Origin of the sequence: Agrobacterium larrymoorei (assembly GCF_005145045.1) — a bacterium.
In the GTDB taxonomy this organism is placed as follows: Bacteria; Pseudomonadota; Alphaproteobacteria; order Rhizobiales; family Rhizobiaceae; genus Agrobacterium; species Agrobacterium larrymoorei.
Map to the genome: position 1 here is coordinate 917,923 of NZ_CP039692.1, position 24,578 is coordinate 942,500.

20 protein-coding genes, 1 tRNA gene, 2 rRNA genes and 1 pseudogene (1 of these 24 running past the window's edge) are annotated in these 24,578 nt (G+C 55.9%); 16 read left to right on the plus strand and 8 right to left on the minus strand.

Going from position 1 to position 24,578, the window contains the following annotated elements; genetic code table 11:
- Window positions 1–22: 22 nt before the first annotated feature.
- From CFBP5473_RS18550 to CFBP5473_RS18560, 3 genes are read right to left on the minus strand one after another with little or no spacing between them, the layout of a single operon-like run.
- Entirely contained in the window at window positions 23–3,097 is a 3,075-nt protein-coding gene (locus CFBP5473_RS18550) for an efflux RND transporter permease subunit (RefSeq protein ID WP_027673986.1), read from the minus strand.
- Window positions 3,094–4,176: an efflux RND transporter periplasmic adaptor subunit gene (locus CFBP5473_RS18555; RefSeq protein ID WP_027673985.1), complete on the minus strand. Its 1,083-nt coding sequence runs from the start codon at window positions 4,174–4,176 to the stop codon at window positions 3,094–3,096. Before CFBP5473_RS18555 ends, CFBP5473_RS18550 begins: the two co-directional genes overlap by 4 nt.
- Window positions 4,173–5,249: an efflux RND transporter periplasmic adaptor subunit gene (locus CFBP5473_RS18560; protein ID WP_027673984.1), complete on the minus strand. Its 1,077-nt coding sequence runs from the start codon at window positions 5,247–5,249 to the stop codon at window positions 4,173–4,175. Before CFBP5473_RS18560 ends, CFBP5473_RS18555 begins: the two co-directional genes overlap by 4 nt.
- A gap of 128 nt (window positions 5,250–5,377) precedes the next feature.
- Between CFBP5473_RS18560 and CFBP5473_RS18565 the strand changes: the two genes are divergently transcribed.
- On the plus strand, window positions 5,378–6,016 hold the full coding sequence (locus CFBP5473_RS18565) for a TetR/AcrR family transcriptional regulator (RefSeq protein WP_027673983.1): 639 nt from the start codon (window positions 5,378–5,380) through the stop codon (window positions 6,014–6,016).
- A complete protein-coding gene (locus CFBP5473_RS18570; protein ID WP_027673982.1) occupies window positions 6,003–6,185 on the plus strand; it encodes a hypothetical protein in 183 nt (60 codons plus the stop codon). Before CFBP5473_RS18565 ends, CFBP5473_RS18570 begins: the two co-directional genes overlap by 14 nt.
- Here CFBP5473_RS18570 and CFBP5473_RS18575 read toward each other — a convergent pair.
- Complete coding sequence (locus CFBP5473_RS18575; protein ID WP_037170713.1) at window positions 6,172–7,956, minus strand: chloride channel protein; 1,785 nt, start codon at window positions 7,954–7,956, stop codon at window positions 6,172–6,174. The two genes, CFBP5473_RS18570 and CFBP5473_RS18575, sit on opposite strands and share 14 nt — an antisense overlap.
- 150 nt (window positions 7,957–8,106) lie before the next feature.
- Here CFBP5473_RS18575 and CFBP5473_RS18580 point away from each other — a divergent pair, with 150 nt between their 5' ends.
- From CFBP5473_RS18580 to CFBP5473_RS18610, 7 genes are all read left to right on the plus strand, one after another.
- Window positions 8,107–8,520 carry a MarR family winged helix-turn-helix transcriptional regulator gene (locus CFBP5473_RS18580; protein WP_027673981.1) on the plus strand — a complete coding sequence of 138 codons (414 nt, stop codon included), beginning with the start codon at window positions 8,107–8,109 and terminating at the stop codon, window positions 8,518–8,520.
- Window positions 8,521–8,626: 106 nt separating this feature from the next.
- Window positions 8,627–9,091, plus strand: a complete 465-nt coding sequence (locus tag CFBP5473_RS18585) for a pyridoxamine 5'-phosphate oxidase family protein (protein ID WP_027673980.1) — start codon at window positions 8,627–8,629, stop codon at window positions 9,089–9,091.
- Window positions 9,092–9,205: 114 nt separating this feature from the next.
- Window positions 9,206–9,871, plus strand: a complete 666-nt coding sequence (locus tag CFBP5473_RS18590) for a CHASE3 domain-containing protein (RefSeq protein WP_027673979.1) — start codon at window positions 9,206–9,208, stop codon at window positions 9,869–9,871.
- Window positions 9,872–10,295: 424 nt separating this feature from the next.
- Window positions 10,296–11,171, plus strand: a complete 876-nt coding sequence (locus CFBP5473_RS18595; RefSeq protein WP_027673977.1) for an alpha/beta fold hydrolase — start codon at window positions 10,296–10,298, stop codon at window positions 11,169–11,171.
- Between the two features lie 140 nt (window positions 11,172–11,311).
- Window positions 11,312–11,494, plus strand: coding sequence for a hypothetical protein (locus CFBP5473_RS18600; RefSeq protein ID WP_136954400.1), 183 nt, complete (start codon window positions 11,312–11,314; stop codon window positions 11,492–11,494).
- A 263-nt stretch (window positions 11,495–11,757) separates the two neighbouring features.
- The gene (locus CFBP5473_RS18605; RefSeq protein WP_027673976.1) at window positions 11,758–12,912 is read left to right on the plus strand and encodes an HlyD family secretion protein; all 1,155 of its coding nucleotides are present in this window, start codon (window positions 11,758–11,760) and stop codon (window positions 12,910–12,912) included.
- Between the two features lie 41 nt (window positions 12,913–12,953).
- Complete coding sequence (locus tag CFBP5473_RS18610; RefSeq protein WP_027673975.1) at window positions 12,954–14,561, plus strand: DHA2 family efflux MFS transporter permease subunit; 1,608 nt, start codon at window positions 12,954–12,956, stop codon at window positions 14,559–14,561.
- 137 nt (window positions 14,562–14,698) lie between these two features.
- On the opposite strand, the gene CFBP5473_RS18615 is transcribed toward CFBP5473_RS18610, so the two are convergent.
- Complete coding sequence (locus CFBP5473_RS18615; protein WP_037170712.1) at window positions 14,699–15,097, minus strand: hypothetical protein; 399 nt, start codon at window positions 15,095–15,097, stop codon at window positions 14,699–14,701.
- A gap of 394 nt (window positions 15,098–15,491) precedes the next feature.
- Here CFBP5473_RS18615 and CFBP5473_RS18620 point away from each other — a divergent pair, with 394 nt between their 5' ends.
- The 7 genes and pseudogenes from CFBP5473_RS18620 to phnN all read left to right on the plus strand — a co-directional run bounded on the left by CFBP5473_RS18620 (window position 15,492) and on the right by phnN (window position 21,174).
- Window positions 15,492–15,935, plus strand: a complete 444-nt coding sequence (locus tag CFBP5473_RS18620) for a tripartite tricarboxylate transporter TctB family protein (protein ID WP_027673973.1) — start codon at window positions 15,492–15,494, stop codon at window positions 15,933–15,935.
- Window positions 15,936–17,435 (plus strand): tripartite tricarboxylate transporter permease, encoded by a 1,500-nt coding sequence (locus CFBP5473_RS18625; RefSeq protein ID WP_027673972.1) that lies wholly within the window; start codon window positions 15,936–15,938, stop codon window positions 17,433–17,435. It abuts the gene before it with no gap.
- Window positions 17,436–17,535: 100 nt separating this feature from the next.
- Entirely contained in the window at window positions 17,536–18,480 is a 945-nt protein-coding gene (locus CFBP5473_RS18630) for a cyclase family protein (RefSeq protein WP_328703250.1), read from the plus strand.
- 33 nt (window positions 18,481–18,513) lie between these two features.
- Window positions 18,514–19,200 (plus strand): GntR family transcriptional regulator, encoded by a 687-nt coding sequence (locus CFBP5473_RS18635; RefSeq protein ID WP_051441161.1) that lies wholly within the window; start codon window positions 18,514–18,516, stop codon window positions 19,198–19,200.
- Between the two features lie 37 nt (window positions 19,201–19,237).
- Window positions 19,238–20,215, plus strand: coding sequence for a tripartite tricarboxylate transporter substrate binding protein (locus tag CFBP5473_RS18640; protein WP_027673970.1), 978 nt, complete (start codon window positions 19,238–19,240; stop codon window positions 20,213–20,215).
- A gap of 192 nt (window positions 20,216–20,407) precedes the next feature.
- Window positions 20,408–20,581, plus strand: a pseudogene (locus tag CFBP5473_RS18645) (alpha-D-ribose 1-methylphosphonate 5-triphosphate diphosphatase); the annotation flags it as partial.
- Window positions 20,578–21,174 (plus strand): phosphonate metabolism protein/1,5-bisphosphokinase (PRPP-forming) PhnN, encoded by a 597-nt coding sequence (gene phnN / locus CFBP5473_RS18650; protein WP_027673969.1) that lies wholly within the window; start codon window positions 20,578–20,580, stop codon window positions 21,172–21,174. The pseudogene CFBP5473_RS18645 and the gene phnN, both read left to right, overlap by 4 nt.
- 182 nt (window positions 21,175–21,356) lie before the next feature.
- On the opposite strand, the gene CFBP5473_RS18655 is transcribed toward phnN, so the two are convergent.
- From CFBP5473_RS18655 to CFBP5473_RS18665, 3 genes are all read right to left on the minus strand, one after another.
- Window positions 21,357–21,433, minus strand: a tRNA-Met gene (locus tag CFBP5473_RS18655).
- Window positions 21,434–21,748: 315 nt separating this feature from the next.
- Window positions 21,749–21,863: ribosomal RNA gene (gene rrf / locus CFBP5473_RS18660) — 5S ribosomal RNA — on the minus strand.
- 206 nt (window positions 21,864–22,069) lie between these two features.
- Window positions 22,070–24,578 (minus strand): 23S ribosomal RNA (locus CFBP5473_RS18665); it runs 438 nt beyond the window's last position.

The following is a 24,578-nucleotide window of genomic DNA, read 5'->3' on the forward strand; positions in this document are numbered from 1 at the left end:
GGAGGCGGCAGATTTTTTGCTTTTAGGCGAGTTTGCCCTCTTCGGGTTGCCGGGCTTCGTCTTCCGGCTTGATCCGGAACCACGCCACGTAGAGCGCGGGCAGGAACAACAGGGTTAGAACCGTGCCGACCACGATGCCGCCCATCATTGCGTAGGCCATCGGGCCCCAGAAGACTTCGCGGGAGATTGGGATGAGCGCGAGTGTCGCGGCAGCGGCGGTCAGCATGATGGGACGCATTCGGTGTTCCGTTGCCTCTATGACTGCCTGCCAGGCTGCAACGCCCTCCTGTCTCAGATGCTCGATCTGCACGACGAGGATGACCGAATTTCTAATGAGAATTCCGATCAGGGCGAGGATGCCGAGAATGGCGACGAAGCCCATCGGGGCATTGCTGAGCAGCAGTGCCGCAACCACGCCGATCAGCGCTGTGGGCGCAACGGCGAAGACGAGGAACAGTCTGCTGAAGCTTTGCAACTGGATCATCAGGATCGTTGCCATGGCAAACAGCATCAGGGGCGCGACGGCAGCGATAGGGCCTTGAGCCTCTGCACTGGATTCGACGGAACCACCATTTTCGATCTTATAGCCGGGTGGCAGCGACTTGATGAACTGATCCACGTCCGGCTTCAGCTGGGTTACGATCGTCGCGGGCTGCGTGGAACCGGTGACCGCAGCTTTCAGCGTGATCGTCGGGATACGGTTGCGGGATGCAATCATGGACTGCTCCACATCGTAACGCAGGTTCGCCACGGCCGAAAGTGGGATGAGCTTGCCGTTGGAGCCCGGAATCTGCAGATTTTGCAGCGTTTCGATGGACCCACGATCAGCGTCATCCGCACGTCCGATGACATCGATGAGATAGATGTCATCACGAACCTGGGTTGCGCTGGAACCCTCCACGACGCTGTTGAGAACAGTCGCGATATCCTCGGAGGTTACACCGAGCTGACGGGCCTTGTCCTGCAACACATCGACCTTCACCACGCGTGACGGCTCGTTCCAATCGTAGATCATATTGGTCAGCAGCGGATGCTTTCCAACGATTGTTGCGAAGCGCTGGGAAATATCGCGCACCTTCTGGATATCCGGGCCACTGATACGATACTGGACGGGCTTGCCGACGGGCGGGCCGATATCCAGCAGTTTCACGAAGGCATCCGTGCCGGGGAAGGTCGTGTTCAGATACTTCTGGAAATCAGCTCTGACACGGTCGCGGGCCTCGAGATTCTTCGTCACGATAACCGTCTGACCGAAGAAGACATTCTGGCTTTGCACATCGAAAGACAGAATGAAGCGCGGGGCACCCTGACCGACATAAGTCGTCCAGTGGTCTACATCGGGGTTGTTCGCCAGCTTCTCGCGCTCGAACTGCGCCATCTGCCGGTTGGTTTCGGCAATCGAACTGTTCTGCGGCAGGTTCCAGTCCACGATCAGTTCAGGCCGGTCGGAGTTGGGGAAGAACTGTTGCTGAACGAGGCTCATACCGCTAACGGAGACGCCGAAGACGGCAACGGTCAACAATATGGTGATCCAGCGCCAGCGCATGGCGAGTTTGAGCAACCACGAGAAGACCGATGCAAACCTGCCCTTTTTCTCGTGATGACTCTTCATCTCCTTTGGCAGCATGACCACACCCAGAAGCGGCGTGAACAGAACGGCCACGATCCACGATACCAGCAGAGACACGGCAATGACGACGAAAAGGGTGAAGGTGAATTCACCTGCCGCACTGCTGTTCAGGCCAATCGGAATAAAGCCTGAGACGGTAACCAGAGTGCCGGTGAGCATAGGAAATGCCGTGGACGTATAAACATAGGTCGCGGCTTTTCTTAAGGTGTCCCCCGCTTCCAGCCGCGCCACCATCATTTCCACCGCGATCATCGCATCATCGACCAGCAGCCCCAGCGCGATGATGAGTGCGCCAAGCGAGATACGCTGAAGCGAAATGCCGGCATATTCCATGTAGACGAAGGTTATCGCCAGCACGAGCGGGATGGAAACGGCCACCACCAGACCGGCTCTCAAGCCCAGACTGATGAAGCTGATGACGAGAACGATGGCGACAGCTTCGAAGAGGGCATGCGTAAAGCCCGAGACGGCCTCATCAACCACCGCTGGCTGGTCCGAAACGCGGTTCACGTCCACGCCGATGGGAAGATCGGCCACAATCGCTTTGATATGCTGGTCGATGTCTTCGCCAAAATGAAGCAGGTTGGCACCAGACCGCATGCCGATGGCAAGGCCGATTGCGGGCATGCCGTTGTAGCGGAAAAGAGCCTTCGGTGGATCGACATAGCCACGGCGGATCGTCGCCACATCGGTCAGCGGGAAGAAGCGATCATTGACCCGCAAATTGATGGATTCAAGCGTATTCTCGGAGGCGAACTGGCCGCCCACCCGGATGGCTATGCGCTCCGGCCCGGCCGTCACGAAACCGGATTGCGTGACCGCATTCTGCGCCTGCAGGGTGGAGATGATGGACTGTCGATCAATGCCGAGGGCCGCAATCTTGCGTGTCGAGAATTCGAGATAGATCGCCTCGTCCTGCGCGCCGATGATATCGACCTTGCCGACATTATCGATTGTCAGGATTTTCGAGCGTGCATCCTCGACCAGATCCCTCAGCTGGCGTTGCGAAAGGCCATCGCTGGTGAAGGCGAAGATATTGCCGTAAACATCGCCAAAACGGTCGTTGAAGAACGGCCCCTGAACACCGGATGGGAAATCCGCCTGGATATCCGCAATCATGTTGCGAACGCGGCGCCATGTCGGCTCAACATCCTTTGCCTTGGTTGTTGCCAAGAGCTCGAGAAATACTGTGGTCTGTCCAGCCGTGGTTTCACTGCGGGTATAATCGAGCGATTCCAGTTCCTGCAGCTTCTTTTCGATACGGTCGGTAACCTGTCGGCTGACTTCCTCTGCCGTGGCGCCCGGCCAGCTGGCGGAGATGACCATGGTCTTGATGGTGAAATTGGGGTCTTCTTCGCGACCCAGATTGAGATAGGAAAAAACGCCCGCAATAATGAAGACGATCATGAAATACCAGATCAGCGAGCGGTGCTCCAACGCCCAGTCAGAGAGATTGAACTTTTTCACTTTGCGAGCTCCTGATCGATACGAATGGACTGTCCGTCCTCAAGCTTATTGACACCGGCAACGACGACCCGCTCCCCGGGAGAGACGCCCTCCTTGATGACCACGAAACCATAAGGGTTGGGTTCACCATCGACGACGACGGGACGAAGCTTCACCTTCGCTGCGGCCTCATCGACGATCCAGACGGCGGTCTGGTTGTCGCGCGTGCGGATCGCGGTTGCGGGCAGCATCAGGCTCGGCGCCGTGGCAATGCTGGCTGATGCTGTAATCACCGCACCAAGTCGGAAGGCATCGCCGGGATTGTTCAGCGCGATCTTCGTTCTGCGCGTGCGCGTTACCGTATCGGCCTGCGGCGCAATTTCACGCACCGTTCCGGGCACGCGAACGGAAGGGTCAAGCTGCAGAGCGACTTCGAAGGGCATGCCGAGTTTCAATTGTTCGGCCACCGTCTGCGGAACGTCGATGACCGCATCGCGCTCGTCAGGCTTTGCAATCGTTACCACAACCTGACCCACGGTCACGATCTGACCGAGCTCCGCGGAAGTTGCCGTCACGACACCATCGAACTCGGCGTGGAGTTGCGCATAACCCAGCTGCTCGTTGGCTTTATCGAGGTTGGCCTGCGCGCGGGCAACGGAGGCGACGGCTGTCTTCAACCCCTGCTCCGCCTCTTCGAGTGCGGCACGCGTTCCCGAGCGTGTTTCAGCAAGCTGCAATTGGCGCTGCTGGGTGCTCTGCGCATTCCGAAGCTGGGCCTGCGCGTTGGAAAGATCGGATTGAGAACTGCGAACCGCAAGTTCAAGCGCCGTCGGATCGATGGTGGCGATGACTTCGCCCTGCTTTACGAGATCGCCGACGCTTACGGTGCGCGATGTCAGCCGCCCAAGCGTGCGGAAACCCAGTTCAGCTTCGAAGCGCGGAGATACGGTTCCAGCAAGGCTCAACGATTGCGCCGGAACTTCTTTAGCGACGACCGACAGAACCGGGCGCGGGGGGATCTGCTCTTCGGAATCATCCTTGCTGCATGCGGTGAGCAGCAGGCCGGTGAGAAGAATATATGTAATATTTGCTCGGATCATCGTGAGGCCACCTTCTCGAATGCCACCTTTTCATCGGGACGAAGGAATTTCGCACCCTCGACCACGACGACCTCACCCTCTTTCAGGCCCTGCTTCACAATGAAATTTCCTGTTTCATATTCATCGACTTCGATCTCACGCAAGGTAGCTTTGGACGTTGCAGGATCGACAACCCAAACAGCTGGTTTTCCATCTGTTGCGGACATGGCAGACCAAGGCAGCTCCATGGCGGATTGCGGCTCATATTTGAATGCGCCCTTGACGGCGGCGCCGAGCGGCATGGGCACATCGGCTGCCAGCCCCACCTTCACCTTCACCGTTCCGGTGGAGGAATCGATTGTCGGAGATACTTCCCGCACCTGTGCCGTCACCTCGCGCGTCGGATCCAGCAGCAGCGTTATCTGGACATCCGGCTGAATCGGGCGCCCGAGGAAGAGCGTTTCCACCACTTCGAAAATCGCATCTCGCGGTCCGTCCTGCGCCAGCGTGAAAATAGCGGAAGCCGCCTGCGCCACCTGCCCGACTTCGGCATTGCGCGCAGTGATCACGCCATCCTGCTCTGCCCTCAGTTCCGTGTAGGAAAGCGTGTCTTGAGCGGTCCCCAACTGAGCTTCAGCGGAAGCCTCGCTGCCTTGCGCCGTGGAAAGCGCTTCCTGCGCCTGATCGAGCGATGAACGGGTCGTCACCTGCGTATCGAACAACTTTTGCTGACGGCTGAAAGCCAGTTCCGCCTGAATGCGCTGCGCAACCGCAGCTTCGAGATTTGCCTGAGCAACGGCAAGATCGGCCTCCTGCTCTTCGGCATCAATCCGCGCAAGAACCTGCCCGGCTTTGACGTGGTCTCCAACGTCAACCGTGCGCTCCACAATCTTGCCACCCACCCGGAAGGACAGATCGGACTGCACGCGCGCCTGTATTTCGCCGGTGACGGCGCCGCCCGAAACCAGCTGCTTGCTCTCGACCGTCACGACACGGACATGGCGAGGCTCCGCCTCTCCCCCACCTTCCTGCTGGCTACACGAGGTCAGAAAACCGGCGCTCGCGATTAGGAGGACGCTAACAATGTGCTTCATGGTCAGACCTTATCATCGAAATATTCTGAATGCGTATATTTGACTGACTGGAAAGTCAATGATAACTTCAGGACTGGTTAAATTGGAATGAACGAAATGCTGGAATATCAATGTTCAAGAATTGCCCGATGAAGCGCGGAAAAGTGAAGCTGACACGCGCCGAACAGAAGCAGCTGCGCCCGGGGCAAATTCTGGACGCGGCATTTACCGAATTCGTGAAGAACGGTTACGCCGCAACGCGCGTAGAGGACATTGCAGAACATGTGGGTGTCACCAAGGGCACGGTCTACGTCTATTTTGAAACCAAGGAAGTTCTGTTCGAGGCAACGATCCGTCATGGCTCGACATCCTTTGCAGACATCGTAAAGCACGCAGACACCTATCACGGCACGCCTGCCCAGAGACTGAAATCACTGCTTGAGGCACTGTACGGATATCTGGCCAGCGACAACCAGAACCGCGAAGTTCTCAAGCTCGTCATTTCCGAAGGTCAGAAGTTTCCCGATATTGTCGAAAGACATGACCGGGACGTGATTCAGCCCTTGATGAAAATGATAACCGAGCTTGTTGACGAAGGCGTGAAGGCTGGGGAGTTCAGAAGCGACAGCGTCGTTTTCCCTGAACTGGTCATGGCTCCTTTGATGACACTCGCCGTGTTGCGCATCATCTTCGACGACCGCAAGAAAATGGATGTCGAAGCCTTTCTCAACGCCCATCTCGATCTTCTCATGAACGGGTTGCTGGAGAAGCGAAATGACCACCCCTAACGCGGATGAGCGCCACGGTCGCTTCAGAATAAAAAACGCACTTATGGTGGCGATCAGCCTCGTCATTCTTATCGCGACGAGCGAGACCACAAAGGGCGGCGAACCGGCCAGAAGCGGAGCTATCTTCCAGCCGGTCAACGTCAGTCAGGCCGTTATCAAGCGCTTCTGAGATAAGGCCGCCGTTCCAGTTCCGCTGCGCGCTGCTTGCGACGCAGGTGTAACAGGTCTTTCCGCGTCACGAGCCCAATCAGGACATTCGAACTGTTGACGATGGCAACGCGTCCGGTATTTGCGCCTAGCATAAGGTCCGCTATCGCGCCGACCGTATCTTCCTCATGACCGGCAACGAGATCACGTTCGGCAAGCTTATCACTCAATGTTTCCGTGCCATGCGTTTCCTGTTGCCACAAAAGGATGTCGGCTCTCGAAACGACACCGACCAGCACGCCATCCGGCTTCACAACCGGATAGGTGCGGTGCGTTTCCTGGCTGGTGAAGAACTCGATCACCTCACTTATTTTCATGGTTGCAGGCAGCGTATCGACGTCACGAATCATGATCTCGGCAGCACGAGTCAGTTCGAATGCGTCCACCGCATATTCGCGCGTGATGTGCTGGCCACGTCTTGCGATTTTCTCGGTCAGTATCGAGCGTCGCATCATCAGCACCGTGACCGAGTAAGCTGCAATCGTTGCGATGAGCAACGGGATTGCCATCCCGAGATCACCGGTGATTTCGATTGCGAAGAAGATGCCCGTCAGCGGCGCACGCATCGTTCCGCCCATCATGGCCGCCATTCCAAGCAGCGCCCAGATACCCGGTTCGCCGGGAAGAAACAGACCAACGAGATAACCCAGCGCGCCGCCAAGAATGAGCAGAGGCGCCAGCACGCCGCCCGAAGTGCCAGACGAAAGCGCGATCAGCCAAATGCCGGATTTGACCAGAAGGATGGTGAGAATGGCCTGCGCAACGAAATGGTTCGCGAGCAGGTCGGCGATGATATCGTACCCGACGCCCAGCGCTCTGGGCTCGATGAGGCCGCCGAGACCAACCGCAAGCCCTCCCAGAGCAGGCCACCACATCCAGTGAATGGGCAGCTTCTCGAAGAAATCTTCTATTCTATAGAGGAGGACAGTCATCAGCCCGGATTGCAGCCCCGCGACTATGCCGACGAGAGCGCAGAGAAACAGGCCCCACCACGGAAGATCATAGGAGAAATGTGTCGCAAACAACGGACCGGAGCCGAAATAGAAGGGCCGCCATGTTATGGAAACAGCAGCGGCGACAGCGACCGGAATGAAGCTTCTCGGCTTCCATTCAAATAGCAGAAGCTCGACCGCCAGCATCACAGCCGCAATCGGCGATCCGAAAATCGCCGTCATGCCCGCAGCAGCGCCCGCGACAAGCAGGGTTTTCCGTTCTGCCGAACTCATGTGGAAACACTGCGCGAAGAGCGACCCGATGGCCCCGCCAGTCATGATGATCGGGCCTTCGGCACCGAAAGGCCCGCCGCTACCAATCGATATGGCGGAAGACAGCGGCTTGAGGACAGCCACTTTGGGCGACATCCTGCTTCCACCAATCAAAATCGCCTCTATGGCTTCCGGAATGCCGTGTCCGCGAATTTTTTCCGATCCGAACCGCGCCTTGAGCCCTATGACCAGTCCGCCGAGAACCGGTGCTGCGACCATCCACAGAGACGGGTGTACATCGGCGAAACTGACGGCTTCGGTGCTGATCCGACCCATCCAGACGAGATTGGTGACGAGTTCAATCAACTTCACGAGTATCCAGGCCGCGAATGCGCCCATGGAGCCGACGAGGACGGCCATCAGAATAAGAACGAGCACACGTCTGTCTGTCGTGAAATCGCCTGCAAGCTTTCTGGCAATCTGGCCGCCTCCCTGCGGCGGCTCAAGTGGTGAATGAAAATCGGTCATCGCAGTCCTTCGGAACGATAATAAAGATGCGATGCATTTATATCGTATTACGACATAAATCAATATGAGGAGCTTTCGCGGCGGTTGATTTGTATTTATGACGCCAGTTAAATAAGGCGCTTGAGATATTGAGGTTCGAGGTTTTAAAGCATGGACACCCCAACCGCGTCCGATTATCAGGCGCTGGCAAATTTTCGTCACACGTTGAAGAAGTTTCTCGAATTCAGCACATCTGCCGCCCAAGCCGCCGGCGTTCCCCCGCAGCAACATCAGGCTCTGCTGGCAATCAAGGGCCTTCGCCCTGATGAGACCATGACCGTTGGTTTACTCGCCGAAAAGCTACTGATCGCACCCCACACGGCAGTCGAGCTCACCAATCGGCTGGTAAAAGGTGGCTATATCACCCGGCAACCCGACCTTGAGGACCGCCGTCGGCAGACGCTGCACCTGACCGATCAGGCAGAAGAGGTCATGTCTCACCTGAGCGCAATTCACCTCAAGGAAATTCGCGAGCTGGCACCGCAATTGATCAAGATACTGAGCGATTTGCAAGGGCAGCGGTGACACGCATAGTCCGCGATGAACCTTGGCAAAGGGTTCGGCTTCTCTCAAGGAACAATCGTCACCTGGAAGTGGTTTCTATCCATCATTTGGAGAGAGGAAAATCACGATGACCACAATGACGATGGAAGAGCTGTCGAAAAAGCTCAGTAAAATCGACTTCTGCATGCTCAATACAAATAGCGGATCCGGACAGATCGGCAGTCGACCCATGAGCAATAATGGCGACGTGGAATATGATGGCGACTCCTGGTTCTTCTCCTATGGCAGTACGAAAAAGGTCACTGAGATCGAGAAGGACAAATCGGTCACGCTCACCTTTACCGCTCCACCCAGCATCCTTGGAAAGCCCGGAATCTTTATCGCGGTCCGCGGCGAAGCAAACCTGATCCGCGACAAGGCGCAGTTCGAAACTCACTGGGTCAAAGATCTGGATCGATGGTTCCCGAACGGCGTAGACACCCCAGGCATCGTGCTCATCAAAGTGTCCGCGCGAACAATCGAATATTGGGATGGCGAAGACAATGGGACAATCGAAACCGCTGGCGATGCTGCACGAATGGGCGCGGTATAAATCGATACCCGGCAGACGACTATATGGTTGTGAAACCGATCCCGTCTCCTTCTTGTGATCGCGGCACCACATGATACTGCTTGGAGATAAGGTCATACAGGCGGGAGCCGCGAGATGAGCAAATGGTCCTGGCCGACGATACGCCAGAATTATCTCACCATACCGACGTTGCTGAGATCAATTCCCGTTGGCGTCGTCATAGCGTCAGGCGTGCTGGCCACGACATGGACACATACGCTTTTAAGCGACCATCAGGACATGGTGGTCCACACCTACGAGGCAATCGACACGACGAAGGATGTGCTTATCGCGCTGGATGACGCGGAAACAGGGCAACGAGGGTATCTTGTCAGTGGAGACCGTCGATATCTCGATCCATATAATAAGGCTCTGGATCGGCTGCATACTCTCCTCGGCAATTTATCGAACAGAGTGTCCGACAACAGTGCCCAGACTGCCCGGGTGACAGCATTACAAGGCTTGGTTGACCGGAAGTTGAACGAATTGAGCCACTCCATTTCGCTCCATGACGAGAAGAGTGCAGAAGCTGCTCGCGCCAACGAGATCGACTATATGGCTGTCGGCACGATGGATCGAATACGTGACGTCATCGGCCAAATCACAGTCAGCGAACGTGATCTGCTGCAGTCCCGCCAGGCTGAAGTCGAGACTGATGAGCAGCGCATTCGTATCGTCGCAATCATCGTCGGATTAGCGTCATTTCTCACTCGGGCCGGAGTGGAAATGTATCTGACGAGAAAACGCATGGCGTCTTCTTGATAACGTTGTAAGCGGCGGCGCCAACTCACTTCTGGGTCGCCTCAAGGTTCTCACATCGATCCAAATCGATGAGCAGGCTATCCGAATTCAGGCAATCGCAGCAAATACCAAAGCCATCCTCATCGAAATCGTCATAACCTTTGGCACAACGGCAACAATCGCAAATCCTGCCTCCCCGATGTGACGGGGTCGGTGCAAGTATTTCGATTGCCAAAGTATCGTCATGCTCGGCAGGTCCAGGCATCGCAACCTCCGTAAATGAATGATCTCACAAGGAGATGGGAGCTTCATCGGCGATTTTCCAGATCACGCGCATCCAGTCGCTTGATGATCAACTGGCAGGCAGTCGAGACGGCAAGTCGCACTTCCTCTGGAACCAAGTCTGCACCGTCCGTGTTGCGTCTGGCGAACAAGGAGCGGTTGTATGCCACACGTCGATACCAACAATGTTCGGATCAGTTTTATCGAATCCGGTGCAAAACACGGACGACCGGTTTTGCTTTTGCACGGCTGGCCTGACGATGCTTCGACGTGGGATGATGTCTCCTCGAGACTTGCTGACCGGGGTTTGCGGCTGATCGCACCCTATCTCCGCGGGTTCGGCGGCAGCGTGTTCCGCAATGAAGACGCCTTGAGGACAGCCAATAGCGGTATATTGTCCATGGACGCGATAGCACTGATGGACGGCCTCGGGATCGACACCTTCTCGGTCGTCGGGCATGATTGGGGAGCAGGCATAGCCGAGGGATTGGCCGTCGGCTGGCCACAGCGCGTGGAAAAAATGGCGCTGCTATCCTCGCTGCCTCGCATGGGCGGACTGAAAACGCCATCTTTCCGGCAGGCACAACGATACTGGTACCACTGGTTCATGGCAACGAAGCGTGGTGCGGAGGCAATAGCCGAGGATCCGCACGGCTTTGCCCGCATCCAGTGGGAAAACTGGGGACCTGAAGGCTGGTTTGATGACGCAACATTCGACGCGGTATCGAAATCCTTCGACAATCCGGACTGGGTTACTGTTACGCTTCACAGCTACCAGGCCCGATGGGGCGAGGCAGAGGTGGACCCGGCGAGCAAGTGGCTGGAAGACCGGATCAGGGAAACGACATCGTTATCGTTACCCACGATCTATTTTCAGGGACTGGAAGATGGTGTCAATCCGCCTGAGCTTTCTGAAGCTCTGCATGAGAAGTTCTCCGGCCCATTCGAGCGCATCGCCCTTCAGAATGTCGGGCATTTTCCACAGCGCGAAGATGCTGAAGCGGTTGCCCGCGAGCTTGCCATATTTCTTGCGGCTTGAAGGCCTTTCCAGAAATTGAAGCGATCCAACCCTCAGTCCACGAAGGCGCTTTGGCGCTGACACAAAAGGATTACTCGACACGCCCCGAATGCAAGCGTACGAATGCGATTGGACGATGTGGTCCCTCGGGGTGTTCTCTTATGTTAGAGTTGTTCGCACGTATTGATGACGCCTTGGCCGATGACGTTGAAATCCAACCTGCGGGCGTTCTCTGGACTGTCCATACGACCGAACAGGGCAGCCCATCCGAACTGTGTTTCGGAACGGAAGAGGCGGCAAAATTATTTGCATCGGCTGAACGCAGTCGCCTGCATATCGAATGAAATCCGAATTGAGCGCTGGTCAGTTACTCCAGATCAAGTTCATGTTCGAGTTCAAAAAGCGTCTCGTCATCGATCTGCCCTCTCCATAACCGGAGCTGAACAAGCCAATCGTGAGATTATATTTCTGCCCGAGCATTGGGCGCCTCGAAACGCCCTGGTGACGTGGCGATAGATAGGCTTGGAGATATCGATTTCACCGGCGGGAACATTCGCAGGCCTCTTACGTTACAAATGTTCTCTCAGCTCTTTTTCCGAGGCACATCGTGGTCCAAGCTCAGCGCGCCGTTTCCGAAGACGAAGCGAAGCAAAACGGCGATCCAGAAGATCGCGAAGTCAAGACTGCCTCCTCTGAAGCGGAACCCGAGCAGAAAGAGAAAAAGCCCTCGGTTATCCGTCGGCATCCCGTCTGGACAGCGGATATTATTCTTGCCCTGATCGTCGTGGGAATTGCTGCCTACTTTATCTGGCTGGTCTATTTTCATCCTTACGAGACGACCGACGACGCCTTTGTCGATGCGCGTAGCTTCTCGCTTGCGGCGAAAGTATCGGGCTATCTCGATGACGTCGCCGTGGCCGACAATGCGCACGTCGAGGCCGGTGCCGTCATCGCCAGAATAGCACCGCGAGATTACCAGATCGCGGTTGATCAGGCTCAGGCGCAGGTGGAAGCTGCAAACGCTTCGATTACCAATGCAACTGCACAGATCGACGTTGCTTCCGCCGCCATCGAAGAGGCGAAAGCGCGCGAGGCCTCATCTGGCGCTGCGCTGCAGTTTGCGAAAGATGAAGCCGATCGACAGCGCCAACTCCAGCAAGGCGGCGCCGGAAGCCTGCAGACCTCCCAACAAGCCGAGTCAAACTTGCGGCAGGCCCAGGCGGCATATACCGAAGCGCAGGCAAATGTCAGTTCGGCAATGAAGAACAAGGTCGCAGCAGAGGCGCAGCGCACGAGCGCTCAAGCCAGCCTGAAACAGGCCGAAGCGCAGAAGGAAAGCGCGGACCAGAACCTTAACTACACCACGTTGACGGCAGCACAGCCGGGCCGAGTCGTGAAGATCAGTGGTGCAAAAGGTCAATTCGTTCAGGCAGGTCAGGCGATAGCCATGTTCGTGCCGGACGAAGTTTGGGTAACCGCCAACTTCAAGGAAACACAGCTGGCAGACATGCGTCCCGGCCAGCCGGTGGAACTAACGATTGATGCCTATCCAGACCACATTCTGCACGGGAAAGTCGATTCGGTTCAGCCCGGCTCCGGCACCGCATTCTCGCTTCTGCCAGCAGAAAACGCCACCGGCAATTATGTGAAGGTGACCCAGCGAGTCCCGGTCAAGATCGTCGTGGAAGAGTGGCCGAAAGATGTTTCGATTGGCCCGGGCATGTCCGTTGTGCCGACCGTGACTGTTCGCCCCAGAAGCTAAGTCCAGGAACCGGAACGAGGATCGGACAACGAGGATCTGACATGGCAACGGCGGCAGCGACAGGCGGAACCGGTTCAAGAGCGAGCGGGCGCGCTACAAACCCATGGCTTGTGGCGGTCGTCGTAGCGCTCGCGGTGTTCATGGAAGTCCTCGATACGACGATTGCCAATGTCGCGCTCCGCTATATTTCCGGTGGATTGGCGGTCAGTGCGGATGAGGCATCTTGGGTGGTCACGACCTATCTCGTGTCCAATGCCATAGCGCTCATTGCCTCCAGCTTCATTGCTCAACGTTATGGCCGCAAACGGTTTTATCTCGTCTGTCTGGCCATGTTCACGGTGGCCTCCGTTATGTGCGGACTGGCATGGGACCTGCCATCGCTCCTTATTTTCCGCATGATCCAGGGGTTTGCGGGCGGCGGTATGGTGCCGGTGTCGCAATCAATTCTTACGGACGCCTTTCCGCCAGCAAAACGCGGTCAGGCCTTTGCAATTTTCGGTATTGCGGTGGTGGTGGCGCCAGTCGTGGGACCAACGCTTGGCGGCTGGCTTTCCGACAATTTCTCCTGGCATTGGTGTTTCCTGATCAACGGTCCAGTCGGCGTGTTTGCTTTCATGCTCGTCTATTTTCTGGTCAATGAATCCGAGGAGCAGGAGAAGAAGCGCCAGGACATGCGTGAGCAGGGCATTCGCTTCGATATCATCGGCTTCCTGCTAGTCGCGACCTTCCTTGGTTCATTGGAACTGGTTCTCGACCGAGGGCAGATAGAAGACTGGTTCGACTCGACGTTCATCATCGTAACGGCGTTGATCTGCTTTTCCGCACTCATCGCATCCATACCCTGGCTGCTGACGGCGAAAAACCCGGTGCTGTATGTGCGGCTGATTGCAACCCGCCAATTTGGATCATGCATGATCGTAATGCTGGCAATAGGCGCAATCCTCATTGCCACCACCCAATTCGTACCGCAGGTGCTGCAGGAAAATTATGGTTACACCGCCACCTGGGCTGGCCTCGCCCTTTCGCCCGGCGGTCTCGTGACGATGGTCATGATGTTCATGGCAGGTCAGTTAACCTCGCGCTTCCAACCGAAATATCTCATCGCCATCGGCGCGACGATCATTGCATTATCAATGTATGATCTGACACGGCTGAACCCGAATGCCGATTTCAGTTTCTTCGTCTGGTCGCGCTGCATCCTCGGTCTCGGCCTGCCCTTGATCTTCATTCCAATCACAGCAGCTTCCTATGACGGCTTGAGGCCGGACCAGACCGACCAGGCGTCTGCGCTGATCAACGCAGCCCGCAACACCGGTGGCTCGATAGGCGTTTCGGTCGCTTCGAACGTGCTCGCCCACCGAGAACAGTGGCACCAGAGCCGACTGGTCGAGCACATCAACCCGACGGAACCCGCCTATCATCAGACAATGCAGAATCTACAGGGCTTCTTTACGGAGCGAGGCTCCTCCATGGTCGATGCACAAAGTCAGGCCATGGGCCTTATCGGCCAGCAGGTTGGCCTTCAGGCAAGTTATCTCGCCTATATCGATGTGTTTTTTGTTCTCGCGATCATTTCGGCCCTTGCAGTCCCGCTGGCGCTCATCCTGCGCAACGTCGATCTGAAGTCCGGTCAGGGCGGGATGCATTGAAAGTCGCGATAGGCGTCTAAGCGTTCTCAGGCTTCACCAGAAGCGGACAGATCATTCTCCAACGACGGTTTCCTGACTTATCGTCAGCGTAGCGTCGCGACCTTTCTCCATTCGCCGTTTCTCAAGAAAGTAACGCTTCAAACGGCTTTATCGAACGCATCTGCCTCGGTTTGGCTGATGAAGGTAAATGTCACCAGTTCACTGTCGTCCTGCTGCCGGATGCCGATAGCAGTCACAATCAACCGAGCGATTTCATCCTGAGCTTCACGTCCCGACCGAGACGAGTTCACCGACTTCTCGATTGCTGGCGCGAATACTTCACTGATAACGCCGAGGCGCATATTGTGTTTCATGATGATGTCGCGGTCCTCGATGATTGCCGCCTGTTCCGCCTTCGGAATTCCAGCATTGTCCATCGCAGTTATCGTGGCATTCGTCGCAAGCTTGATCGGCCCCTCTTCAAGCCACCGATCAACCATCTGATGAAACTGCCGCATACGAGCAGCGGGAATAGTTTTCTGTACAGTGATCGACATCCGCGTTCCTTTCTCGGCCTGTATGCATGCCGATACATGCTCTCTGGATAAGGGACAAGCTTTGCGATCATAAAGAGCTCGGGTAGCGAGCGTACTGGACTAATAGACTTGTTGGTCGAGGTCAGAAACGCCGCTTGAGAGCAACGTCCACTAATCGGCTGAACCTGTCTATAGGCCGCGAGTACCCTCCTCCTGAGCGTTTAAACCATCAAATCTTGTTCGGATTGGCTATTCCCCATGGCGTTTCTTTCTCTGCAGAGCCAGGTCACACAGATATCCCCGGCCCGCCATTAAAAGTGTTGACACATTTATAAAATTGTCATTTCTTAATATTTACAGCGATACGCCAAACTTCTCTCAGGGTTCGGCGATGCTGCTGTAGGGAGGAAATTCAATGAAATTAACAACGGACCTTCTCGCCGGAGGATTCTTTTCTATTTTCGGCGGCGCGGCTTTCGTCGCTTCTATTGGCTACAAACTTGGTACCCCGGCGGCGATGGGCCCCGGGTTCTTTCCCACGATGATCGCGGTAGGCATAATGATCCTGGGTCTTTCGCTCGTCGCAACCGCTATTGTGAAATCCGGATTTTTGGAGCGACCCGAGCGAATTCACGTCAAACCACTACTCTTGATCACTCTTTCAGTCGTCAGTTTCGCGATCCTTCAGGAAGAGGTCGGTCTCCTTGCAGCTCTTGTCGGCTTGATCTTGATCAGCGCGGTCGCGGCGGGCGCACGGCGTCCCCTGGAAATTGTAGCGATCACTGTGGCGCTGGTCGCGATCGCCTACCTGATCTTTATCACGGGGCTCAACATCCCCTTTACAATGTGGGCTCAGTGAATGGATACCTTATCAAATCTCGCGCTGGGATTCAGCGTCGCACTTTCCTTGTCCAACCTAACCTACTGCTTTCTTGGCGTTTTGCTCGGTACATTTATCGGCGTGCTGCCTGGCGTGGGACCGCTTGTCACCATCGCCGTTCTGCTACCCTTGACCTTCGGGCTGCCGCCGGAAGGTGCATTGATTATGCTTGCGGGCATCTACTATGGCGCAGCCTACGGCGGCTCAACGACAGCGATCCTCGTAAATCTTCCGGGAGAGTCTTCAGCCGCCGTTACGTGCATTGACGGCTACCAAATGGCCCGCAAGGGAAAGGCGGGACAGGCGCTGGCAATCGCTGCACTCAGTTCCTTTGTCGCAGGAACCATCGGAACGATTTTGATCGCAACCTTTGCACCTCCGCTGTCCGCGATGGCGCTCGAATTCGGTCCGCCCGAGTACTTCTCCATGATCCTTATGGCAATGGTGTTTTCGTCTGTATTGGGACACGGTTCGTTGCTTAAAGGTGTGTTGATGGCGCTCTTCGGCGTCATGATCGGTCTGGTCGGGACTGATGTTATCTCGGGGGTTTCGCGTTTCAGCTTCGGTTTTGACAGCCTTACGGACCGTATCGACTTCGCCGTCGTTGCAATGGGCCTTTTCGCATTTGCAGAGATAATCAAAACCCTGGAAACTAATGTGGATGGGCAGACTGCGATGAAAGTCGGGTCCCTTGGGCTAAGCCGACAGGAAATTCGTGCCTCCACAGGCCCCACGCTTCGAGGTACCGCGCTTGGATCATTTTTCGGAGTGCTTCCCGGCGCTGGGCAGGTCATCAGTTCTTTCGCGGCATATATGCTGGAAAAGAAGATATCCAAAAATCCCGAGCGCTTTGGAACGGGAGCAATCGAGGGGGTTGCCGCGCCTGAAGCGGCCAACAATGCAGCGGCCCAAACCGCTTTTATCCCCACTCTCACTCTTGGCATTCCAGGCAGCGCCACCATGGCTCTCATGCTGGGCGCCCTCATGATCCAGGGCATCACCCCTGGGCCGCAAGTGATGACCTCTCATCCATCACTCTTCTGGGGCCTCATCGCGAGCATGTGGATTGGAAACCTGCTGCTGGTGATCTTGAACCTGCCGCTGGTTGGGCTGTGGGTCACCCTGCTGCGGGTACCGTATCGCTGGCTGTGCCCTGCGATCCTGGTATTCTCATGCGTGGGAATTCTCAGTCTGAACTTCAGGACTGCCGATATTTTCTTGACCGCCGGTTTCGGAGTGCTTGGCTATGCGCTCGCCAAGCTCGAGTGCCCACCGGCACCATTCGTGCTCGGTTTCATCCTCGGACCAATGATGGAAGAGAACCTTAGGAGAGCAATGCTCTTCTCTCGCGGTGACCCATCGATCCTTATTACAAGCCCGATCAGTGCAGGCTTCCTGGCTGTGACAATCATCCTTCTCATCGTCAGTATCGTTCCAGCGGTGCGGCGACGCAAGGATGAAGCAATAGGAGCCGAATGACATGTGTGAATCCGCAAATACGAAGTTACTGAAACGATGGGTAAATCGGCCAGAAGGGTCCACATGGGGAGACTTCGGCCCCGATGATCAGCATGGCAGAATGAACCTGATCACCAATGAAAAACGACAGGCGGCGCTTGCGGAAGTGAAAGAGGGGCGCACGTTCTGCCTGAGCTTACCTTTGGACCGTCCGGGAGGCTCGGTGCTTAACGGCCGACGACGCCCTCCCCATTTTCACCCAATCCATCGAGATGGCCAGTTGGCATTCAACCAGCGGCTCAACACCGTGGATCCGGCGATTACAGATGTCCATTCGGATGAAGCGGTGATGCTCTACAATCAATACTCCACCCATTGGGACGGCTTTGCACACAAGGGCGCGATGTTCGATGCAGATGGAGACGGCATCGAAGAGCAGGTCTTCTACAACGGTTTCAAGATTGTGGATGAAAACGGCAAAGGTCTGCAGGGCGACCTTGGTGCGACCGCCGTGTCGATCATGGAGATGGCCGAAACCTGCGTTCAGGGCCGCGGCGTTATGATCGACCTTCGACATCACTTCGGCGACGAACGCGTTAACGTCGGGCGGGAACTCTTGGAGAAGGTGTTGAATGCAGACGGGATCAAAGTAGAGGAAGGCGATATCGTATGCTTGCATACGGGGCTTGCCGATCTGATCCAACAATCCGATGGAGAGCCAGATCCCGAGCTCCGCACTGCATGTGCAGTCCTCGATGGCTATGACCAAGCGCTGCTCGACTGGGTGACGGAAAGTGGCGTGGCGGCTATCGCGGCAGACAATCTTGCGGTCGAAAGATCGTCGACTTTGGGATTACATCCAATGGCGTGCCACATCGGAAGCACCCTGCCCTTACATCGCCATTGTCTTTTCAAGCTCGGAGTTCATCTGGGGGAACTCTGGTTCTTGACCGAACTGGCTGATTGGCTTCGTGCAAACCGTCGCTCACGGTTCCTGCTCACGGCACCACCACTTCGCCTTCCCGGCGCGGCTGGTTCGCCTGTCACGCCCGTTGCTACCGTTTGAGCCTCGATCCGCACCATGGATAAGGAGAACAGCTTGCTTTCAGAGACCGAAATCGTTTCCGCCCGCGAAGAAAGAGGCGAAACCAGAGCAAAAGAAGCTCTCGATCAAATAATGGCGCTCATCCGTGCAGGCGAACTTCGACCGGGGTCTATCCTAAAGGAAGTCGAACTCGCGAAGCGCTTCTCAATGAGCAGAGGTCCAGTGCGCGAGGCGATCAGAAACCTCGAAGGAAGAAAGATCGTGGAGCGCGAAGCCTTCCAGCGTGCTCGAATTACGCCCCTTCGCAAACCCGAGATCGTCGCAATCTTTCAACTACGCGAATGTCTCGAAGGCATGGCTTTCAGCCTTGCCGCAGCACGTATGTCCGACAGCGAACTCGATGCCTTGGTTGAAGACGTGGAGCGTAGCAGCGACCCAAGCTATTACGGAGAAGTTTTCAATGCAGGGTTCAAATTCAAGTTTCACGCTGCTGTCGTAAGCCGCTGCGGAAACGAGAGGATCAAGCACGTTCTGGATGTCGAGGTCTATGAACTCATCCGCCTCTACCGTTGGATAGCTGGGACACTACCCGGCCGCGGCGGAAGTGCCCAGGCCGAACATCTCGAAATCGCGAAAGCTATGCGGGTTAGAGATATGGAACGGGTTGAAAAACTGACCCGAGCCCACATCCACAAATCAATGATCTATCTGCTCGGCGACGGGAATGATGCCGTCGACTAACCGCGCCGGTGAAGCTTAAACATAAAGGGAGGAATACATGAATTTCAGACGATTTAGCAGGCAGGTAGTTACTGCATTAACCCTGCTCACCCCGATGGCAGCAATAGCCGCGGACGGCTTTCCGCAACGCCCCATAACACTGGTTGTTCCTTTCGCGCCGGGTGGCGGCAACGATTCCCTGGCACGGATCGTAGCCGCAAAAGCTGGCGAAGTTCTGGGAGGAGTAATCGTCGTGGAAAACCGCCCTGGCGCCGGGGGTGGTATCGCTGCGCAGGCGGTGGCGAAGGCCCGCCCAGATGGTTACACCTTATTGCAGGGCAATATCGCACACGCGATAAACATGTCGTTATATGCGAAGCCCGGCTACGATATCGTAAAGGATTTCGAGCCCGTGACCATGATTGCGACTTCGCCTCTTCTTTTCTGCGTTCCTCCACGCCTCGGCGTTAAAACAATGAAGGAATTCGTGGAGCTTGCGAAGTCTAAGCCGGGTTCGCTGAACTATGGTTCATCAGGCATGGGGGGAGCGAGCCATCTGGCGGTCGAGCTACTGAAAGCAAAGACTGGCATCGAACTACAACATATCCCCTATCAGGGGTCCGGCCCATCTGTTACCGATCTGCTTGCAGGCCGCCTCGATCTGGCACTTCCCGCCATCAGCAGTGCTCCTCCGCTGATGCAAGCGGGGAAAATCGTGTGCCTATCCTCTACAAGCTCGGTCCGTTCAAAATCTTTACCTGACATGCCCGCAACAGCAGAGGCCCTTGGTATCGACGAATACGAAGCACTGCCTTGGTACGGTATTCTCGCGCCAAAGGGCACACCTCCAGCAATTGTGTCAGCCTTGGCCGAAGCGGTAAAGAAGGCTGTTGAGGACCCGAAGGTGAGAGATGCGCTTACCAAGCAAGGGTTTGACGTCCAGGTCGACACGCCTGACAACTTCCGGACCTATATCACCGCCGAGGTCGACAAGTGGTCCCAGGTCGTTAAGGAGTCCGGCGCGAAAGCGGAATAGGAATTCATCCAGCGCCAAAGGCGGCATCTCAGGTTCGACTTCGCGCGGAATTGCAAGTGCGGAGTCGAATCGGGTGATAATCGATTACCTTCAAAAACCGGTGCATTTGGCTCCAGCTGTTGCCAAGCGCACCGTCGGCCTGGATGACACTCAGGCGCCAATCATGAATTTTCTGAATCTTCGAGGCAATACATCTCCTTGCCACGGGCCTTGTCGATGGTGACGTCGACGCCTGCTTCGACGGTCGGCTTGAGCGACCGTGGTCGTATCGCCGCTGGCCTGCGGGGAGATCTGGTGCGCGTACACCGTGAGGCAGGTGTTCCCGTCGTGCGCAGTGTCTGGCGTCAGGGTGTTCGTGTTGCATGAGTGCCGACGAAACTGACTCTAGCCCGAACACCTCCTCTACACTCGGCACGATGATCGTCGTGGTTGGCCCAAGCGGTGCGGGCAAGGATACGCTGATCGACTATGCGCTTGAGCGTATCGGCAAGCACCCTCGCCTTCACCACGTCCGCCGCGTCATTACACGCAGCAGCGATGCTGGCGGGGAACTGCATGAGGGCGTGGATGACGCCGAGTTCGAGCGCAGGCGGTTGTCGGGTGCGTTCTGCGTGTCGTGGAGCGCCCACGGCCTGAGCTACGGCATCCCCGCCTCAGCGAAAGATGCAACGGAGCGTGGCGCAATCCTGATCGCCAATGGCTCCCGCTTAGCGCTTGCTGATTTCCGGGAGATTTTCTTAAAGCTGCTGGTGATCAATGTGATTGCGCGCCCAGAGGTTCTGGCTGCCCGTCTGTCGGGCCGCGGTCGTGAGAGCGTGTCGGAGATTTCCCGTCGGCTGGAGCGCAGCGGTGTCGACGTCTGCGGCGATTTCGAGGTGGTGACGCTGGACAATAGCGGGGATGTCTGTGTGGCGGGCGAGGCGTTCCTGACAATCGTGAGGGATTTGCTAGCAAACTAAAATCTTGCCTGTCTTTGCCCGCGCCTTGAAGGGCAGAGAGCCATGACATTGCCGAGGCTTACGAACCGCCCCAGCCCGCAATCAGCGGCTCCTAAGTTTTTCAGGGGGAGAAGTCCCAATCAAAGAGCGACGCTGTGTCGAACATCTCTGCTGGCGTTATTTTCGGGATATGCTGGGGGATTTGGTTGCGGGGGCAGGATTTGAACCTGCGGCCTTCAGGTTATGAGCCTGACGAGCTACCGGGCTGCTCCACCCCGCGTTATTTATGAGCTGACGTTCGAGCAAGCGCCCGGTCTTTTTGTTTGTCCTTCCTCGGAAGCTTTGCTTCCTGCGGGAGGACGGGGGCTGCTCCACCCCGCGTTATTTATGAGCTGACGTCGAACAAGCGCCCGGGTCTTTTGTTTGTCCTTCCTCGGAAGCTTTGCTTCCTGCGGGAGGTCGGGGGCTGCTCCAGCCCGCTTTATTTTTGATCAAGCTATCATAACACAAAAGGCCGCTTGGTTAGCGGCCCTTTTGATTTCGGCTGGGCCGAGGGTGTGACGAGAAGATGGAGTATATGTTTTGCGTTTTGCAGACCTGGCAGCGACCTACTCTCCCGCGTCTTAAGACGAAGTACCATTGGCGCTGGGGCGTTTCACGGCCGTGTTCGGAATGGGAACGGGTGCAGCCGCCCCGCAATAACCACCAGGTCGGCAAAGCGCAAAACATACGCTGTTTTCGAGAAGCTGGGTGGCTTGGCCACTTTCTATTTTTAACACGTCTTTCTCTGACCTATCCGTATGTTTCCCATACAGACCAGAGGTCGTCGCGCCTCGTGGCGCGGCCCGTCCGGAGCGTATTCCACGCGTCAGGACAGAAGAGGAATGCTCATCTTCGATGAGCATGAACAATGGGAACGAAGAAGTCGATCGAGCTATTAGTAACGGTAAGCTTCATGCATTGCTGCACTTCCACACCCGTCCTATCGACGTGGTCGTCTTCCACGGCTCTGATAGGGAACACTCGTTTTCAGGTTGGTTTCCCGCTTAGATGCCTTCAGCGGTTATCCATTCCGTATATAGCTACTCTGCTATGCCCTTGGCAGGACAACAGATCCACCAGAGATACGTCCATCCCGGTCCTCTCGTACTAGGGACAGATCCTGTCAATATTCCTACACCCACGGCAGATAGGGACCGAACTGTCTCACGACGTTCTGAACCCAACTCACGTACCGCTTTAAATGGCGAACAGCCATACCCTTGGGACCTGCTCCAGCCCCAGGATGCGATGAGTCGACATCGAGGTGCCAAACAACCCCGTCGATATGGACTCTTGGGGGTCATCAGCCTGTTATCCCCGGCGTACCTTTTATCCGTTGAGCGATGGCCCTTCCACACGGGACCACCGGATCACTATGACCGACTTTCGTCTCTGCTCGACTTGTCAGTCTCGCAGTCAGGCTAGCTTATGCCATTGCACTCGACGACCGATTTCCGACCGGTCTGAGCTAACCATCGCGCGCCTCCGTTACTCTTTCGGAGGCGACCGCCCCAGTCAAACTACCCACCATACACTGTCCCGGATCCGGATAACGGACCGCGGTTAGACATCCACGAAGATAAGGGTGGTATTTCAAGGATGGCTCCACGCAAACTGGCGTCCGCGCTTCAAAGCCTACCACCTATCCTACACATGCCTTGGCGAATGCCAGTGTAAAGCTATAGTAAAGGTGCACGGGGTCTTTCCGTCTGACCGCAGGAACCCCGCATCTTCACGGGGAATTCAATTTCACTGAGTCTATGTTGGAGACAGCGGGGAAGTCGTTACGCCATTCGTGCAGGTCGGAACTTACCCGACAAGGAATTTCGCTACCTTAGGACCGTTATAGTTACGGCCGCCGTTTACTGGGGCTTCAGTTCAAAGCTTGCACCTCTCCCTTTAACCTTCCAGCACCGGGCAGGCGTCAGACCCTATACGTCGTATTGCTACTTCGCAGAGCCCTGTGTTTTTGATAAACAGTCGCTACCCCCTGGTCTGTGCCACCCCATCATAGTTGCCTAAAATGGGGTCACGCTTCTTCCGAAGTTACGCGTGCAATTTGCCGAGTTCCTTCAACATAGTTCTCTCAAGCGCCTTGGTATACTCTACCTGACCACCTGTGTCGGTTTCGGGTACGGTCTATACGGTGGAGCTATTTCCTGGAACCTCTTCGCCGCACATCCAATCCAATAAGAATGCACAACACACAAGATCCGTCACTACCACCAGGCCCACGAATATTAACGTGGTTCCCATCGACTACGCGTGTCCGCCTCGTCTTAGGGGCCGGCTAACCCTGCTCAGATTAACTTTAAGCAGGAACCCTTGGTCTTTCGGCGAGGGAGTCTCTCACTCCCTTTATCGTTACTCATGTCAACATTCGCACTTCCGATATCTCCAGCAGCCCTCACGGGTCCGCCTTCACAGACTTACGGAACGCTCCGCTACCACTTGAGCATAAGCTCAAATCCTCAGCTTCGGTGCATGGCTTTAGCCCCGTTACATTTTCGGCGCAAAGACCCTTATTTAGACCAGTGAGCTGTTACGCTTTCTTTAAATGATGGCTGCTTCTAAGCCAACATCCTGGTTGTTTTGGGATCCTCACATCCTTTCCCACTTAGCCATGACTTGGGGACCTTAGCTGGAGGTCAGGGTTGTTGCCCTCTTCACGACGGACGTTAGCACCCGCCGTGTGTCTGCCGACTAGTACTCCTCGGTATTCGGAGTTTGGTTAGGATCAGTAAGACGGTGAGTCCCCATAGCCCATCCAGTGCTCTACCCCCGAGGGTATAAGGTCGACGCTCTACCTAAATAGATTTCGCGGAGAACCAGCTATTTCCGAGTTTGATTGGCCTTTCACCCCTAGCCACAAGTCATCCCGAACTATTGCAACAGTTATGGGTTCGGCCCTCCAGTTGGTGTTACCCAACCTTCAGCCTGCTCATGGCTAGATCACTCGGTTTCGGGTCTAATGCAACGAACTGAACGCCCTGTTCAGACTCGCTTTCGCTACGCCTACACCTACCGGCTTAAGCTTGCTCGTTACACTAAGTCGTTGACCCATTATACAAAAGGTACGCCGTCACCCAACCCACTAAAGGGCTCGGGCTCCGACTGTTTGTAGGCATCCGGTTTCAGGTTCTATTTCACTCCCCTCGTCGGGGTGCTTTTCACCTTTCCCTCACGGTACTTGTTCGCTATCGGTCATGCACGAGTACTTAGGCTTGGAGAGTGGTCTCCCCATGTTCAGACAGGATTTCACGTGTCCCGCCCTACTCAAGGACAATGCCTGTTCTACGTCTACGGGGCTATCACCCGCTATGGCCGACCTTTCCAGATCGTTCGACTTTATTCAGCATTGCCACTGGCCTGGTCCGCGTTCG